A 15,347-nucleotide genomic window follows, 5' to 3' on the forward strand; every position below is an offset into this window, starting at 1 on the left:
TTACGTGCCCGCGTTACGAAAAGAGTCGATGCCTCTCAATCGGTGTCATCTTTTCGATAGAGAAAGGTGGCGCCTTCCAATGTTTTATCAGCTTTATGAATTGAACCATGCCGCCATGGCGCCGTTTCGCGCCGCGGCCGATATCATGCGATTTGCCTATGCCAATCCGCTGAACCCGTTCTCCCATACGCCATTCGGCCGGACGATGGCGGCAAGTCTCGAAATGTTCGAACGCACGACGCGCCGCTACGGGAAACCGGAATTCGGACTGAAGCAGACGACGATCGGTGACAAGACGGTGTCCGTCCGCGAAGAGGTCGTCTGGTCGCGACCCTTCTGCAATCTTCTGCATTTCGCCCGCAGTATTCCAGCCGCCCGCGGCAATGATCCACGCATCCTGATCGTCGCGCCGATGTCCGGCCACTATGCCACGCTGCTGCGCGGCACGGTCGAGGCGCTGCTGCCGAGTGCCGATATCTACATCACCGACTGGATCGACGCCCGCATGGTGCCGATGACAGAAGGCACGTTCGATTTCGACGATTACGTCGACTACGTTATCGAGATGCTGCATTTCCTCGGTCAGGACACGCATGTCATCGCCGTCTGTCAGCCTTCCGTTCCGGTGCTGGCAGCCGCTGCCGTGATGGAACAAGCCAGGGATCCGCTTTCGCCGGCGTCGATGACGCTGATGGGCGGCCCGATCGACACACGCATCAATCCGACGGCGGTCAACAAGCTCGCCCAGGAGCGGTCGCTGCAGTGGTTCTCCGACAATGTCATCATGAACGTGCCCTGGCCGCAGCCGGGCTTCATGCGCCCGGTCTATCCAGGATTCCTGCAGCTTTCGGGCTTCATGTCGATGAATCTTGATCGCCATCTCGTCGCGCACAAGGAATTCTTCATGCATCTCGTGAAGAACGACGGCGAGCCGGAAAGACATCGCGATTTCTACGACGAATATCTCGCCGTCATGGATCTGACCGCCGAATTTTATCTGCAGACGGTGGAGGAGGTCTTCATCAAGCATTCGCTGCCGAAGGGCGAACTGATGCATCGCGGCAAACGCGTCGATCCGGCGGCCATTCGCAACGTGGCGCTGCTGACCGTCGAAGGTGAGAATGACGATATCTCAGGGGTCGGCCAGACGGAGGCGGCGCAGACCATCTGCGTGAACATTCCCGAAGATATGCGCATGCATTATCTTCAGCCGGATGTCGGCCATTATGGTGTTTTCAACGGCTCGCGTTTCCGCCGCGAGATCGCGCCGCGCATCATCGATTTCGTCCGCCAGCATTCCCGTTCCGCCGTCAAGCCTCCCATCCCGCGTGTCATCAAGGGCGGCCGGACGGGCTGAATCAGGGACAGCTGAATTAGCAAAACGGATTCAAAGCCTTGTCCGATTTCGTGGGCAATCGTCTTGAAGGCGGTTATTGTGGTAACCACATCGATTTCAGCGTTCGGTATTCTGCCGGGCGCGGAAAGCGAGGGATACCCGCACGATGAACCAGTCAGCATTGCTTCGACCGGATTGGACTCCGGCTACCATTGCCCTGATGATTCTCGGCTTCATGGTTTTCTGGCCTCTGGGTCTTGCCATGCTTGCCTACATCATCTTCGGCGACCGTCTGCGCGGCTTCAAGCGTGACGTCAACCAGGCGACCGATGGCTTCTTTGCCTCCTGCCGCCGCCCGCATGGCCGTCACCGCCCGCATTTTTCGACCGGCAACGTCGCCTTTGACGACTGGCGCAAGGCCGAACTCGACCGCATCGAGGAAGAGCGCCGCAAGCTTGACGAAATGCGCGAGGAATTCGACTCCTATCTTCGCGAACTCCGCCGCGCCAAGGATCAGGAAGAGTTCGATCGCTTCATGCGCGACCGCAGGAACGCCAAGCGCGATGACAACGGCCCGGTCGCTGAATATCAGACGCCGTAAACGCCTGAACGATGAAATGATGACCGGCATCTCTCGATGCCGGTTTTTCCATGTCTGCCCTTCCGGCGATCATTTAGATTTGCCGGCGAATCGTATAGAAAACACGCATGTTCTCGCTTCTGAAAACAAGGTCGAAGGCGCGAAAGCCGGCTCCGCCCGAAATGCGGACGCTCGATGTCGCCGGCCGGCTCATGCCGCTGACGATCAAGCAGCATGACCGGGCGACACGCATCACGCTGCGCATCGAACCGGGCGGTCGCGCCTTGAAGATGACGGTGCCGAAAGGCCTTGCGGCGCGTGAGGTCAATGCCTTCCTCGATCGTCACCAGGGCTGGCTCCTCACCAAGCTTGCTAAGTTTTCGACCGATACCGGCCTGCGTGATGGCGGCGAGATCCTCCTTCGCGGCGTTTCTCACCGCATCCAGCATAGCGGCAGCTTGCGCGGGCTGACGGAGGTGGTTTCCACAGGCGGCATCCCGGTGCTGCGCGTCAGCGGCATGCCGGAACATGTCGGACGGCGCATTGCGGCCTTTCTCAAGAAGGAGGCGCGCGCCGATCTCGCAAGACTGGCGACGATGCATGCCGCAACGATCCGGGCGCCGATCCGTTCGATCTCGATGAAGGATACCCGTAGCCGCTGGGGCTCCTGTTCGTCGGAGGGAAATCTGAGCTTTTCCTGGCGTATCGTCATGGCGCCGCCGTCGGTGATCGATTATCTCGCCGCCCATGAGGTAGCCCACCTCAAGGAAATGAATCACGGCCCGCACTTCTGGGCCCTCTGTGGCAAACTTTGCCCCGGTATGGACGAGGCGAAATCCTGGCTCAAGCGGCATGGCAGCCAGTTGCATGCCATCGATTTCGACTAGCGCGTAACCCCGAAATCGGAATCGATTTTTCGGAAAGCATTATGCGCAGATTTAAAGTGATAGAGCGTCCTTAGCGCGTCCTTTGGATGCGCGGCGCTCTAGCCGAGAGCCGCGCTAAATTCAGTGTTCGTCGCAAATTGGCTCGACTCTTTCCGCATTTCGTGTCACTTCGCTGCCATGAGACCGGATATCAAGATCTGTGGTTTGAAGACGCCTGAGGCTGTCGATCGTGCGCTGAAACGCGGCGCGACCCATATGGGTTTTATCTTCTTCGAAAAGAGCCCGCGCTATATCGAGCCGGACCTGGCGGCAAAACTGGCCGAACCTGCGCGCGGCAAGGCGAAGATCGTCGCCGTCGTCGTCGATCCGACCAATGACGAACTCGACGAGATCGTATCGTTGTTGAAGCCGGATATGCTCCAGCTTCATGGTAACGAGAGCCCTGAACATGTGCTGACCATAAAGGCGCTCTATGGTCTGCCTGTGATGAAGGTCTTTTCGGTCCGCACGGCAGACGACCTGAAGCGCGTCGAGGCCTATATCGGCATCGCCGACCGTTTCCTCTTCGACGCCAAAGCGCCGAAGGGTTCGGAACTGCCTGGCGGCAACGGTATTTCCTTCGATTGGAGCCTTCTCAGCTGGCTTGACGGCAGCGTCGATTACATGCTTTCCGGCGGGCTGAACAAGGACAATGTCGCCGAGGCGCTTTTCATCACCAAGGCACCGGGTATCGACGTCTCCTCGGGAGTCGAAACTGCGCCTGGCGTGAAGAGCGTCGCGAAGATCGATGAATTTTTTGACGCGGTCGAAAAGGCGAATGCGCCGATGATGGCCTCAGGGAGTTGAGAGTGAACGAGACGCCTAAACCGAATTCCTTCCGTTCCGGCCCCGATGAAGATGGCCGTTTCGGCATCTATGGCGGTCGTTTCGTGGCCGAAACATTGATGCCGTTGATCCTTGATCTGCAGGACGAGTGGAACAGGGCAAAGAACGATCCGGCGTTCCAGGCCGAATTGAAGCATCTCGGCGCGCATTATATCGGCCGCCCGAGCCCGCTCTATTTCGCCGAGCGGCTGACGGCCGAACTCGGCGGCGCCAAGATCTATTTCAAGCGCGAAGAGCTGAACCACACCGGCTCGCACAAGATCAACAACTGCATCGGCCAGATCCTGCTCGCCAAGCGCATGGGCAAGACCCGCATCATCGCCGAAACCGGTGCCGGTCAGCACGGCGTCGCCTCCGCAACCGTTGCCGCCCGCTTTGGCCTTCCCTGCGTCGTCTATATGGGCGCCACCGACGTCGAGCGTCAGGCGCCGAATGTTTTCCGCATGAAGCTGCTCGGCGCGGAAGTCAAGCCGGTCACGGCGGGCAGCGGCACGCTGAAGGACGCCATGAACGAGGCACTTCGCGACTGGGTCACCAATGTCGAGGATACCTATTACCTGATCGGAACGGCAGCCGGTCCGCATCCCTATCCGGAGATGGTCCGTGATTTCCAGTCGGTGATCGGCATCGAAGCGAAAGAGCAGATGCTGGCAGCCGAAGGCCGTCTTCCGGATCTGGTCATCGCTGCCGTCGGCGGCGGCTCGAACGCCATCGGCATTTTCCATCCTTTCCTGGATGATCCCTCTGTCAAGATGGTCGGCGTCGAAGCCGGCGGCAAGGGTCTGCAGGGCGACGAACATTGCGCCTCGATCACTGCCGGTTCGCCGGGCGTGCTGCACGGCAACCGCACCTATCTGCTGCAGGATGGCGACGGTCAGATCAAGGAAGGCCATTCGATTTCGGCCGGTCTCGATTATCCTGGCATCGGCCCCGAACATTCCTGGCTGAACGATACCGGCCGCGTCGACTATGTGCCGATCATGGATCACGAAGCGCTCGAGGCTTTCCAGACCTTGACCCGCCTCGAAGGCATCATCCCGGCGCTCGAGCCCTCGCACGCGATTGCCGAGGTGATCAAACGCGCACCGACGATGGGCAAGGACGAGATCATCCTGATGAACCTCTCCGGCCGCGGCGACAAGGATATCTTCACCGTCGGCAAGATTCTGGGAATGGGACTGTAAGACATGACCGCACGCATGGACAAACGCTTTGCCGAGCTGAAGGCCGAGGGCCGTCCGGCGCTTGTGACCTATTTCATGGGCGGCGATCCCGATTACGACACCTCGCTCGGCATCATGAAGGCGCTGCCGGAGGCAGGCTCCGACATCATCGAGCTCGGGATGCCCTTTTCCGATCCGATGGCCGACGGCCCGGCGATCCAGCTGGCCGGCCAACGGGCGCTGAAAGGCGGCCAGACGCTGAAGAAGACGCTGCAGCTGGCGGCCGATTTCCGCAAGACCAATGATGCGACGCCGATCGTGATGATGGGTTACTACAACCCGATCTATATTTATGGCGTCGAGAAATTCCTCGACGACGCGCTCGCCGCCGGCATCGACGGCCTGATCGTCGTCGACCTGCCGCCCGAGATGGATGACGAGCTCTGCATTCCGGCGATCCGCAAAGGCATCAATTTCATCCGCCTTGCGACGCCGACGACCGATGAAAAGCGCCTGCCGAAGGTCCTGAAGAACACCTCCGGCTTCGTCTACTACGTCTCGATGAATGGCATCACCGGTTCGGCGCTGCCCGATCCGTCGCTGGTTTCGGGCGCGGTCGAGCGCATCAAGCAGCATACCAAGCTGCCCGTCTGCGTCGGCTTCGGCGTCAAGACGGCGGAACATGCAAAGGTCATCGGCAGTTCGGCCGACGGCGTCGTCGTCGGCACCGCGATCGTCAATCAGGTTGCGACCAGCTTGACGCATGACGGAAAGGCAACGGCGGACACCGTTCAGGCGGTTGCCACGCTGGTGCGCGGCCTTTCCACGGGAACACGTTCGGCGCGCCTTGTTGCTGCCGAATAGTTTGCCCACATTGGCAATAAAGCATGTCGCGCAAAAGTGTGCAGCGGTTTTGCGGCAACGACATGCGGGAAACTAGGACCTAAAGCGTGGCAGCGCATCTGAAAGATCGCTACGCGCTTTAGACTATCAGGAGTATTCGAGTTGAACTGGATCACCAACTACGTTCGCCCGCGGATCAATTCCATGCTGGGCCGTCGCGAAGTGCCGGAGAACCTCTGGATCAAGTGCCCGGAAACGGGCGAGATGGTCTTCCACAAGGACCTGGAAGGCAACAAATGGGTCATTCCGGCGTCGGGTTATCACATGAAGATGCCGGCCAAGGCCCGGCTGGCCGATCTTTTCGATAATGGCGAGTTCGAATCGCTGCCGCAGCCGAAGGTCGCGCAGGACCCGCTGAAGTTCCGCGATTCGAAGAAATATAGCGATCGCCTGCGCGACAGCCGCCTGAAGACCGAACAGGAGGATACGATCCTCGCCGGTGTCGGAAAGGTGCAGGGACTGAAACTCGTGGCCGTTGTGCACGAATTCAACTTTATCGGCGGTTCGCTCGGCATGGCCGCCGGCGAGGCGATCGTCAAGGCTTTCGAGCGCGCGACGTCTGAAAAGTGCCCGCTGGTGATGTTCCCCGCTTCCGGCGGCGCGCGCATGCAGGAAGGCATCCTGTCGCTGATGCAGCTGCCGCGCACGACGGTTGCCGTCGACATGCTGAAAGAATCCGGCCAGCCCTATATCGTCGTGCTGACCAACCCGACGACGGGTGGCGTCACGGCCTCCTATGCCATGCTTGGCGATATTCATCTGGCCGAGCCCGGCGCCGAAATCGGCTTTGCCGGCAAGCGCGTGATCGAGCAGACGTTGCGTGAAAAACTGCCCGAAGGCTTCCAGACCGCCGAATACCTGCTGGAGCATGGTATGGTCGATATGGTCGTCAAGCGCCACGATATTCCGGAAACGCTGGCGCGCCTCTTGAAGATTCTGACGAAGAAGCCGGTTTCGGCGGCGAACGACATGAATGGCGGCGCCATCGCTCTGGCGGCGAGCGCCTGATAACTGACAAGCAGGCGGGGTGCCGAATTGATACCCAGAGGCCAAACCGCGGTGAGTGAGGCAGCGCAGGAGATCGACAAGCTCATGGGATTGCATCCCAAGGGCTTTGATCTGTCTCTCGATCGCATCACCCGTCTTCTCGATCAACTCGGCAATCCGCACAGGAAACTGCCGCCGGTGATTCATGTCGCCGGCACCAATGGCAAGGGGTCGGTCACCGCCTTCTGCCGCGCCCTGCTCGAAGTCGGCGGCTACAGCGCTCACGTCCACACCTCACCGCATCTCGTCAATTGGCACGAGCGTTATCGCATCGGCGTCAAGGGCGGACGCGGACAGCTTGTCGACGACGCCGTCTTTGCCGAGGCCGTGCGTCGCGTGGCCGATGCCAATGCAGGACAGCAGATCACCGTCTTCGAAATCCTGACGGCAGTCACCTTCATCCTGTTTTCCGAACATCCGGCCGATGCCGCGATCATCGAAGTCGGTCTCGGCGGCCGGTTCGACGCCACCAATGTCATTTCCGATCCGGCCGTCTCGGTGATCATGCCGATTTCGCTGGATCACCAGCCCTATCTCGGCGACAGGGTCGAGCTGATCGCGGCCGAAAAGGCCGGCATCATGAAACCGGGATTTCCCGTTGTCATCGGTCATCAGGAATATGACGCAGCGCTCGACGTGCTGATGTCGACGGCCGAACGGCTGCATTGCCCGAGCGCCGTCTTCGGGCAGGATTTCATGGCGCATGAGGAATATGGCCGGCTCGTCTACCAGGACGAGTTCGGCCTTGCCGACCTGCCGCTGCCGCGCCTTCCCGGCCGCCATCAATATGCCAATGCCGCCGCTGCCATTCGTGCCGTCAAGGCGGCGGGTTTCACCGTCACCGAGACGATGATGGAAAAGGCGATGAGTTCGGTCGAATGGCCGGGCCGGCTGCAGCGCCTGAGCGAGGGCCGGCTGCTGCCGCATGCACCCGCCGGCGCCGAGATCTGGATCGATGGCGGGCATAATCCCGGTGCCGGCGAAGTGATCGCCGAAGCCATGGCCACTTTCGAGGAGCGCCAGTCTCGGCCGCTTTTTCTGATTATCGGCATGATCAACACCAAGGATCCGGTCGGTTATTTCAAGGCCTTTGCCGGCTTGGTCGAGAAGGTTTTCTGCGTGCCGATCCGCGGCAGCGAAGCGATGGTCGACCCGGTGATATTGTCGAATGCCGCTTATGATGCCGGCTTGGTTGCCGAACCGATGTCGACGGTCGGCGATGCGCTGGAAGCGATAAAAGCCGTCGCCGACCCGGAGGCATTGCCGCCGCGCATCCTGGTCGGCGGCTCTCTCTATCTTGTCGGCGACGTGCTTGCCGACAACGGCACGCCGCCAAAATGAAGGCTGCGAAATGAAAAAAAGCCCGGTCGAGCCGGGCTTTTTCGTCAATGTGATATAAATTCGTCGATATTAATCAGGCAGCGCTCGAAATCCAGTTCGAAAGAGCCGTCTTCGGCTTTGCGCCGACCGAGATATCGGCAACTTCGCCGCCCTTGAAGATTGCAAGGGTCGGAATGGAGCGCACACCGAACTGTGCAGCGAGTTCCGGGTTCTCATCGATATTCAGCTTGGCGACCTTGACCTTGCCTTCCATCTCGACGGCGATTTCTTCGAGGCTCGGAGCAATCATCTTGCACGGGCCGCACCATTCGGCCCAGAAATCGACGACGACGGGTTCTGCGGATTCCAGAACTTCCGACTGGAAGTTATTGATATCGACTTTCACGGTAGCCATGGGCTGCTCCTTTAACGGAATTGGGTGTTGAACCACATGTGATGGTGCGGTGCCGAACTTTCAATGTCCGGTATTTCACTTTGTCTTGACCGCTGCAAGCGCCAAACCGAGCGCCTTTTCGCTCAGCGTGTAGAGCGAAGCGTTCTCGGTATAGACAAGCATGCAATCGATACGCTTGTGAGGATAGAGCGGCGCCAGGATCTCGCGATAGATCGCCAGCTGTGCCCGGTGCGCGAAGGGGATAGCTTCTTCTGTTGCTGGCGGTACCCGATTGGTCTTGTAGTCGAGAATGACGACGCGATCGGCAAGAACGGCAAGCCGGTCGATGCGGCCGGAGACGGCATAGCGCCGGTCTTCGAGCGTCAATGTTCCCATGATCGAGACTTCGGGCTGGGCCTGCGCACCGAGAACAGCCTGCAGGCCTTCCTCGTCCAATAGTTTCAGAACCGAATCGACAAGCTTGCGCCGTTCGGCTTCCGGCCAGAATCGAGCCGCCCTTTCGGCATAACGGCTCGCCGCGTCAGGCCGTTCGCCAAGCGGAATTTCGGGAAGCGCCTGCAGCATGCGATGGATCAGCCTGCCCTTTTCCAGCGAACGATCGCTGCGCTCCTTTTCGCCGAACAGCGGCGAGACAATCAGCAGACCGCCCTCGTCTTCATCGATGATCGTCCCGGCGCCGGAAGGACTGAGCGGCCGGGGCAGCTCAGCCTGCGGCGGCAATGGCCGCGACAGACCGTCGGGCAAGGTCTCCTCGCTGCCGCGCTCTTCGGTGCTATCGGTACGCTCGAAGCGTCGTTCCACCCGCGGCACGCGCCATTTGACGCCCGGCCATTCCCCATCGGGACCGGAGAATGTGGTCGCCTCCACATGCGGATGGTCGTCGCGCAGGGCCGTCGAGATCATCATATGCCAGGTGTCGTTATTCACACGCACGCCACGATAGCCGCAGACGACCAGCCGGTCGGCGGCGCGCGTCATAGCGACGTAGAGCAACCGGCGGTATTCCTCTTCCGCCAGCATCTGGATACGTGCGGCATCGTCCTGGGTCAGCGAATTGGCCAGATCGGAGACAGGAACCCAGACGGGCATCGGTGGTTCGTCGGGGCTGGTCTCGATCAGGCGAAGCTTCGGCAGATGGGTATGGGTGAAGGCCTTCGAACCGCCGTCGACAAGAAAAACGATCGGTGCTTCAAGACCCTTGGAGGCATGCACCGTCATGATCCGCACCTCGTTGCGCCCCTTGTCCTGCTCGCGCTTCATTACCGGGGCTTCGAGCTCCAGCGTCGAGATGAAGGATTGCAGCCCGGGAAGGCCGGAGCTCTCATGGTCGAGCGTGAAGGTCAGGAATTCGTCGAGAATATCGCTGACTTCGGTGCCGAGACGAGCAAGGAATTGCCGCCGCCCGCCATAGTTGCCCAGCACGCGCGCATAGAAATCATGGACCGACAGGCTCCTGGACTGCCGGAGAAACAGCTCCAGCCTCTCGACGGCAGCGCGGAAACGTTCGGTGCCGTCGGCGGCGAAGCTTTTGAGATGGCTCCAGACGCTTTCATTGTCGCCGCGCAACGCGGCGATCGCAAAGATGTCGTCCTCCGAGAGATCGAAAAGCGGGCTCTTCAGCACGGCGGCGAGCGAAAGATCGTCTTCCGGCAGAAGCAGGAAACGGCCGAGCGCCAGCAGATCCTGCACGGCGATATGGCTGGTCAGCACCAGCCTGTCCGCGCCGGCGACGGGAATATCGCCGCGGCGCTTCAACGCGCGCGTCAACGCATTGACGAAGGCATCGCGCTTGCGCACCAGCACCAGGATGTCGCCCGCCTCGATCAAGCGCTCCTTGCCTTTGTCGACGATCGTTTCCCGGCCAACAAGCGTGCCGATCGAATGGGCGATCCGCCGCGCGAGGATCGCGGCCGGCGCGCTTTCCGGCGTCGCATCGAAGGGCGCCGTCCAGTCCTCCTCCTTCACCACCGCTTCCGGCGCAACCATTTCCCAGAGATCGACGGCGCCGGGATGTCCGATGCGGCTTGAACGATGCACGACCGGTTCGCCGAGCGCGCTGAGGCCGCGCGCATTCTCGGCTGTCTTGAAAATGTGGTCAACCGCCTCGAGTACGTCTGAGGTCGAGCGGAACGACAGTGGCAGCCGCACGGAGGAAAAACTCTGCCCGCTATCGGAAACGCGCCGCCGCGTCCGGTCGCTCTCCTCGGAAAAACGCTCGGGCCGCGCCCCCTGGAAGGAATAGATCGACTGCTTTTCGTCGCCGACGGCAAACAGCGTGCGCACGGTCGGCCGGGCGCTTTCGCCGGAGAAGAAATCTTCGGCGAGCGACTGGATGACGCTCCACTGGATCGGGCTGGTATCCTGCGCCTCGTCGACGAGGATATGATCGATGCCGCGATCGAGCTTGTAGTGGATCCAGGGGCCGACGCCACTTTTGGTCAGCAGGTCGGCAGTGCGGGTGATCAGATCCTCGAAATCGAGCTGGCTGCGCTGCTTCTTCAACTCCTCATAGTCGTGATTCAGCCGATCGGCGAGCACGAGCGCTGCATGCGTGGCGCCGTACATCCGCATCAGCTTCAGCCGGTCGCGACTTGCTGCGACATGCGCGCGGGCAATGGCGATGGCCTCTGCCAGCTGCGGTGCCTCGGCAAGCATGGCCTTGACGAAGAATTGCGAGTCCGCCTTGGGCTCGCCCTTCACGGTCAGAAAGATCTTCTCGAGAAATTGCGCACGCCTTGCGTCATCGCGCTCCCGCCCGGCGAGCCTGAGGCCGTAAGCAACTTCCTGCGCCTTCGCGCCGCCCTTCTGGTCGGCAAGCGAGAGATAGAGCTCCAGTGTGCTGCCCGAAAGCTCCGGCAAAGGCCAATATTGCGCCGCGATCCTGTCTTCAGTGTCGCCGACGGCAAGGCCGAGCCTTTTGCGCAGAACCATTTCCACACCGCCCTGCTGTTCGGCCGTCGCGGTGAAACGACGAACGGCATTGCGGTTGGCGACGATGTCGCCGAGCAGGTTCTCCAGCCCGGATTCGTCGCCGAGATTGAGCACGTAGGCGAATGCCTCGGCAAGGGCGCTGTCTTCGTCAGGCGCCGTTGCCGTCAGCAGCGCCCGGCGCGCATCGGAAAGCAGCGTCAACGCCGCGCGATCGTCGAGAACCGAGAAATGTCCGGCAACGTTGGCCTCCAGCGGGAACTGATGCAGCAGTGCCTCGCAAAAGGCATGGATCGTCTGGATCTTCAGTCCGCCGGGCGTCTCCAGCGCCTTGGCAAACAGCCGACGAGCCTCGGCAAGCTTCAGTCCGTCGGGAGCCACGCCTTCGATCTGCGTGATGCGGCGGCCGAGGTCTTCATCGTCAAGCACCACCCATTCCGCCAGCCGTTCGAAAACGCGGTTCGACATTTCCGACGCCGCAGCCTTGGTGTAGGTGAGGCATAAAATGGCGGAGGGCCGCGCGCCTGATAGGAGCAGCCGGATGACGCGCTGCGTCAGCACATGCGTCTTGCCGGAACCGGCATTGGCCGAGACCCATGCCGACCGCAACGGATCGGAGGCTATCGCCTGCTGGATTGTCGTCCAGCCGATCCAGGCGCCCGGATCGTCATCGTTGGGAAGGGCGGTCACATCACTCATCGCCGCCCTCTTCGGTTTCGGCCGTCGACCATTCGGAGACGCGGGCGAGATGATCATAATCGCCGCCGAAATCGAACTGCTGGGCCGGGATCAGCCGCGAGGTAAAGCCTCTTTCGCTGGATTGCAGCAACCCCACGAATTTGACCAGCTGGTCGATCGATTCAGCGGCGAGATCCATCGCCGATTTGGCCTTGTCGCTGCGTGCAGAGCTCTCGTTGTTGACGGTATCGACTTGAAAGCGGCTTCCCGGTCGCAGACGCACATAGAGAAGGTCCTGCGGCACGAGGCTGCCGGCATCGCGAAAAGCGCCAGCGCTCAAGGCCGCTGCTTCAAGTGCCAGCTGCGGATCGAGAAGCACGCGTGCCTGCGCCGGCGAGGGATTGTAGCCGGTCTTGTAGTCGATGATATCGGCCGAGTGTGGTCCGGTGACGTCGATCCGGTCTGCGACGCCGGTGAGCCGGATATTGATCGGCTCCAGTTCCATGCCGCCTCGCACTTCCGTCAACGTTTTCAGGATGCCATGTCGCCGTCCGGCCTCCCATTCGAGGAAGACGCGGGCGACTGCGCGAAAACGCGGCCGCCACACGGCATCGATATGCGGCGGCAACTTTTCCATGTCGAAAAGCTCGGAAAGGACGTGCTCCATCGCCGCTGCTGCATCCGGCGTGCCGGCGATATGGGCTTCGCGGATGAAACGGTCGATGATCTTGTGGTAGAGCGTCCCGCGTTCGGCCGCACCCGGGTCGCGATTGAACGGGTCGACGGGGTCGAGCCGCAGGATGCGACGGGCATAGATGGCATAGGGATCTCGGCGCAGCCGGCCGACTTCGCTGAAGGAATAGGATTTCGGCTGCAGCGCCAGCGGCGGTTTCGGCGAGGGTCGTTGCGCCGGCGCCTGACTGTCGCCCCGATCGATGAGAGCGGTCCACTGCAGGAAACGATTGCCGGGTCCCTTCAATTCCGCTTCGAACGCCTCTCCGCCGAGCGCCAGCAGCCGCTGCAGCCAACGTGAGGCAACGGTCGGCGTCGAGCCCTGGCGCAGCGCGCGCGAATAGATCAGATGACGTGTGCCGTTTGCCATCTCGAAGTCATGTGCCAGCTGGCCGATGCGCCGCTCCGGCGGCTCGAGGCCGATTTCCGTCTTCATCATGCGCGGAATGAAGGGATTGTTGGCGGTCTGTCCCGGCCAGGTGCCTTCGTTCAGGCCGCCGAGGATCAACGTATCGACGCTCTGCAGGCGGGCTTCCAGCGTGCCGAAGATGAAAAGCCTCGGATGGCTGAGCGCCCGTGGCTTCACCGCATGACCGGCGGCGAGTGCTGCCATGATGTCGATCCATTGCGGTCCGTCGGCCTCCATCTGGCCGTCCGTGTCGATCACTTCACCGAGCAGGGCGGCGAGGGCATCTCCCGCTTCGTTCGACCAGAGATCGGCGAGATTGCCTTGCGGATCGACCGCGACCGCTTCAAGCGAACGGCCGGTGCGTTCCGCCCATTCGGACAATGTGAAGCGCGCTGTTCTTCCGCGATCTTCCGGCCGGTGCCGCATCAGCGCCGAAGCCAGAGGCTCGGTCGCCCGTGTGACCCGCCGGGCAAGGTCGTATGCGGCGTCGGCGGCCTCAGGCGAAAGCGCTTTTCGCCATTGCGGCGCGTGCCTGTCCAGGGCCTGTTCGGCAAGTTGGTGCGTGAGCAGCGGTTCCAGCGTACTGATATCCACCTCTGCCACGCCGCCGCGCAGTGCCAGCAGCTCGAGCGCCTCGGTAGCGGAAATCAAGGCGCCGCGCTCCAGGCCGAAGCGGGCAAGCGGATGTTTGAGCAGCGAGACGATGGCCACCGGATCGCCCGGCCGCAGCGCTGCCTCCAGCAGCAATTGCAGCAAGGTACCCTGCGGCATGGCCGAAAGCGGTGTGCCCGCCGAATCGTCTGCGAGGATGCCGAAGCGGGAAAGCTCGGCCATCACCCGCCGCGCGAGATTGCGGTCCGGAGTGATGAGTGCTGCCCGGCTCTCGCTGTCCTGTCCCGGCCTCTCCAACGCAAGCCGGAGCGCGATGGCAATTGCGGTTGCTTCCTCACGCTCATTGGCGGCTTCAATCAGCGAAATGTCAGAGAAGGCCGAAGACAGCGCGCCTGCCGGCAGGTCGTTTTTCCACGCTCCCCAGTCGCTGGTCGCCTCCGCCGGAGCAAGTGCCCGCGACAGGATTTCGGCACGCCGCTCAAGATCGGCCTCCGGTCTGTCGAGGAGCGTGACGTCGGCCCGCGTCAGCTTCAGCCGCTTGAGCAGAGACGACAGACCATATTGCGGATGGCTCCGGCTTGCCGGATTGGCATGTTGGCCTGGCGCCGGTTCCGGCGCGACCATCTGCCAGTGCCTTTCGGGCATGGAGAGATCGAGACCTGGAAGCACGATCACGCCTTCCGGCAGATGGGCGACGGCGGCAATGAGATCGGCGGTGGCGGGAACGGAACCCGTCGAACCGGCGATGATGATCGGCCCGGCGGGTTTCGTTGCCGAAAGCCGGCTTGCTTCGGCCCGGAGAATGGCGTTTCTGTGCCGCGCCGGCGAGGATTTGCCGAGCTCGGACAGCCGCTCGGGCCAGAAGGCGCTGGCGATCTGCAGGAACTCCGCCGTCAACTGCCACCAGGCGGCATAATCGCCAGTATCGAGTTTCGACAGCTCCGACCAGTCGAGATCCTCGGTCTCGATGGAATCGATCAGCTCCGCAAGGTTGCGGGCGAGCCAGATCGCATCGGCCGGGCTTGCCGGCGCGACGAGCGGCGAGTCCGAGTGAATGTGGCGGACGATCTCCGGCAGCTTGTTTCGCCAGGCGAGGATCAGACGCGCAAGCTCCAGCAGACGGGCGGTATTCGATAGCGGCTGAGCGAGATCGATCGTTGCCGGCAGCGCCTCGTCGAAATAGCCGCTATCGTCATCGGTTTCGCCGAGCGGGCGGATGACGGGGAGGATCGCCGAGCGGCCGCCGAGCAGGTCGACGAATTCGGAGCGCAGCACACGCACGGCGCGCCGGGTCGGCAGGTAGATCGTTACTTTGGCAAGCGATAGCGGATCATCGGCGTCGTGCCGGAAAATCGGGGTCAATCGGCCGTCGCAAAGTGTCGTTGCCAGCGTTTTCAGGAAGGAGAGGCCCGCCGGGATCGTCAGGATGCGTGGCTGGTGCCGCTCCGCCAT

Annotated in this window: 11 protein-coding genes; 8 read left to right on the forward strand and 3 right to left on the reverse strand. The window is 61.6% G+C overall.

What is annotated here, in order from left to right; genetic code table 11:
• Window positions 1–79: 79 nt before the first annotated feature.
• The 8 genes from RWK44_RS04385 (at window position 80) to RWK44_RS04420 (ending at window position 8,142) form a co-directional block, all read left to right on the forward strand.
• Window positions 80–1,357 carry a polyhydroxyalkanoate depolymerase gene (locus tag RWK44_RS04385; RefSeq protein WP_131665075.1) on the forward strand — a complete coding sequence of 426 codons (1,278 nt, stop codon included), beginning with the start codon at window positions 80–82 and terminating at the stop codon, window positions 1,355–1,357.
• Between the two features lie 145 nt (window positions 1,358–1,502).
• Window positions 1,503–1,937: a DUF2852 domain-containing protein gene (locus tag RWK44_RS04390; protein ID WP_017965993.1), complete on the forward strand. Its 435-nt coding sequence runs from the start codon at window positions 1,503–1,505 to the stop codon at window positions 1,935–1,937.
• A 107-nt stretch (window positions 1,938–2,044) separates the two neighbouring features.
• Window positions 2,045–2,803, forward strand: a complete 759-nt coding sequence (locus RWK44_RS04395; RefSeq protein ID WP_168284782.1) for a M48 family metallopeptidase — start codon at window positions 2,045–2,047, stop codon at window positions 2,801–2,803.
• Between the two features lie 177 nt (window positions 2,804–2,980).
• Window positions 2,981–3,649, forward strand: coding sequence for a phosphoribosylanthranilate isomerase (locus RWK44_RS04400; protein WP_316028409.1), 669 nt, complete (start codon window positions 2,981–2,983; stop codon window positions 3,647–3,649).
• A gap of 2 nt (window positions 3,650–3,651) precedes the next feature.
• Window positions 3,652–4,872, forward strand: a complete 1,221-nt coding sequence (trpB, locus tag RWK44_RS04405) for a tryptophan synthase subunit beta (RefSeq protein ID WP_020052236.1) — start codon at window positions 3,652–3,654, stop codon at window positions 4,870–4,872.
• Between the two features lie 3 nt (window positions 4,873–4,875).
• The gene (gene trpA / locus RWK44_RS04410; protein WP_168284780.1) at window positions 4,876–5,715 is read left to right on the forward strand and encodes a tryptophan synthase subunit alpha; all 840 of its coding nucleotides are present in this window, start codon (window positions 4,876–4,878) and stop codon (window positions 5,713–5,715) included.
• Between the two features lie 141 nt (window positions 5,716–5,856).
• Window positions 5,857–6,762 (forward strand): acetyl-CoA carboxylase, carboxyltransferase subunit beta, encoded by a 906-nt coding sequence (gene accD, locus RWK44_RS04415; RefSeq protein WP_033182047.1) that lies wholly within the window; start codon window positions 5,857–5,859, stop codon window positions 6,760–6,762.
• 27 nt (window positions 6,763–6,789) lie between these two features.
• Window positions 6,790–8,142, forward strand: coding sequence for a bifunctional folylpolyglutamate synthase/dihydrofolate synthase (locus RWK44_RS04420; RefSeq protein ID WP_316028410.1), 1,353 nt, complete (start codon window positions 6,790–6,792; stop codon window positions 8,140–8,142).
• A gap of 73 nt (window positions 8,143–8,215) precedes the next feature.
• Here RWK44_RS04420 and trxA read toward each other — a convergent pair whose 3' ends face one another.
• From trxA to addB, 3 genes are all read right to left on the reverse strand, one after another.
• Window positions 8,216–8,536, reverse strand: coding sequence for a thioredoxin (gene trxA, locus RWK44_RS04425; RefSeq protein WP_003544118.1), 321 nt, complete (start codon window positions 8,534–8,536; stop codon window positions 8,216–8,218).
• A 75-nt stretch (window positions 8,537–8,611) separates the two neighbouring features.
• Window positions 8,612–12,163 carry a double-strand break repair helicase AddA gene (gene addA / locus RWK44_RS04430; protein WP_316028411.1) on the reverse strand — a complete coding sequence of 1,184 codons (3,552 nt, stop codon included), beginning with the start codon at window positions 12,161–12,163 and terminating at the stop codon, window positions 8,612–8,614.
• A complete protein-coding gene (addB, locus tag RWK44_RS04435; protein WP_221999514.1) occupies window positions 12,156–15,347 on the reverse strand; it encodes a double-strand break repair protein AddB in 3,192 nt (1,063 codons plus the stop codon). Before addB ends, addA begins: the two co-directional genes overlap by 8 nt.

The organism is Rhizobium sp. 25PS6, assembly GCF_032464655.1.
Lineage (GTDB): Bacteria > Pseudomonadota > Alphaproteobacteria > Rhizobiales > Rhizobiaceae > Rhizobium > Rhizobium laguerreae.

Excerpts from the sequence above, each read along its gene's own strand:
- addB (WP_221999514.1), bottom strand. The coding sequence starts at position 15,347 with ATGGCGGAGCGGCACCAGCCACGCATCCTGACGATCCCGGCGGGCCTC.
- addA (WP_316028411.1), bottom strand. The coding sequence starts at position 12,163 with ATGAGTGATGTGACCGCCCTTCCCAACGATGACGATCCGGGCGCCTGG.
- trpA (WP_168284780.1), top strand. The coding sequence starts at position 4,876 with ATGACCGCACGCATGGACAAACGCTTTGCCGAGCTGAAGGCCGAGGGC.
- RWK44_RS04390 (WP_017965993.1), top strand. The coding sequence starts at position 1,503 with ATGAACCAGTCAGCATTGCTTCGACCGGATTGGACTCCGGCTACCATT.
- RWK44_RS04400 (WP_316028409.1), top strand. The coding sequence starts at position 2,981 with ATGAGACCGGATATCAAGATCTGTGGTTTGAAGACGCCTGAGGCTGTC.
- trxA (WP_003544118.1), bottom strand. The coding sequence starts at position 8,536 with ATGGCTACCGTGAAAGTCGATATCAATAACTTCCAGTCGGAAGTTCTG.
- RWK44_RS04395 (WP_168284782.1), top strand. The coding sequence starts at position 2,045 with ATGTTCTCGCTTCTGAAAACAAGGTCGAAGGCGCGAAAGCCGGCTCCG.
- RWK44_RS04385 (WP_131665075.1), top strand. The coding sequence starts at position 80 with ATGTTTTATCAGCTTTATGAATTGAACCATGCCGCCATGGCGCCGTTT.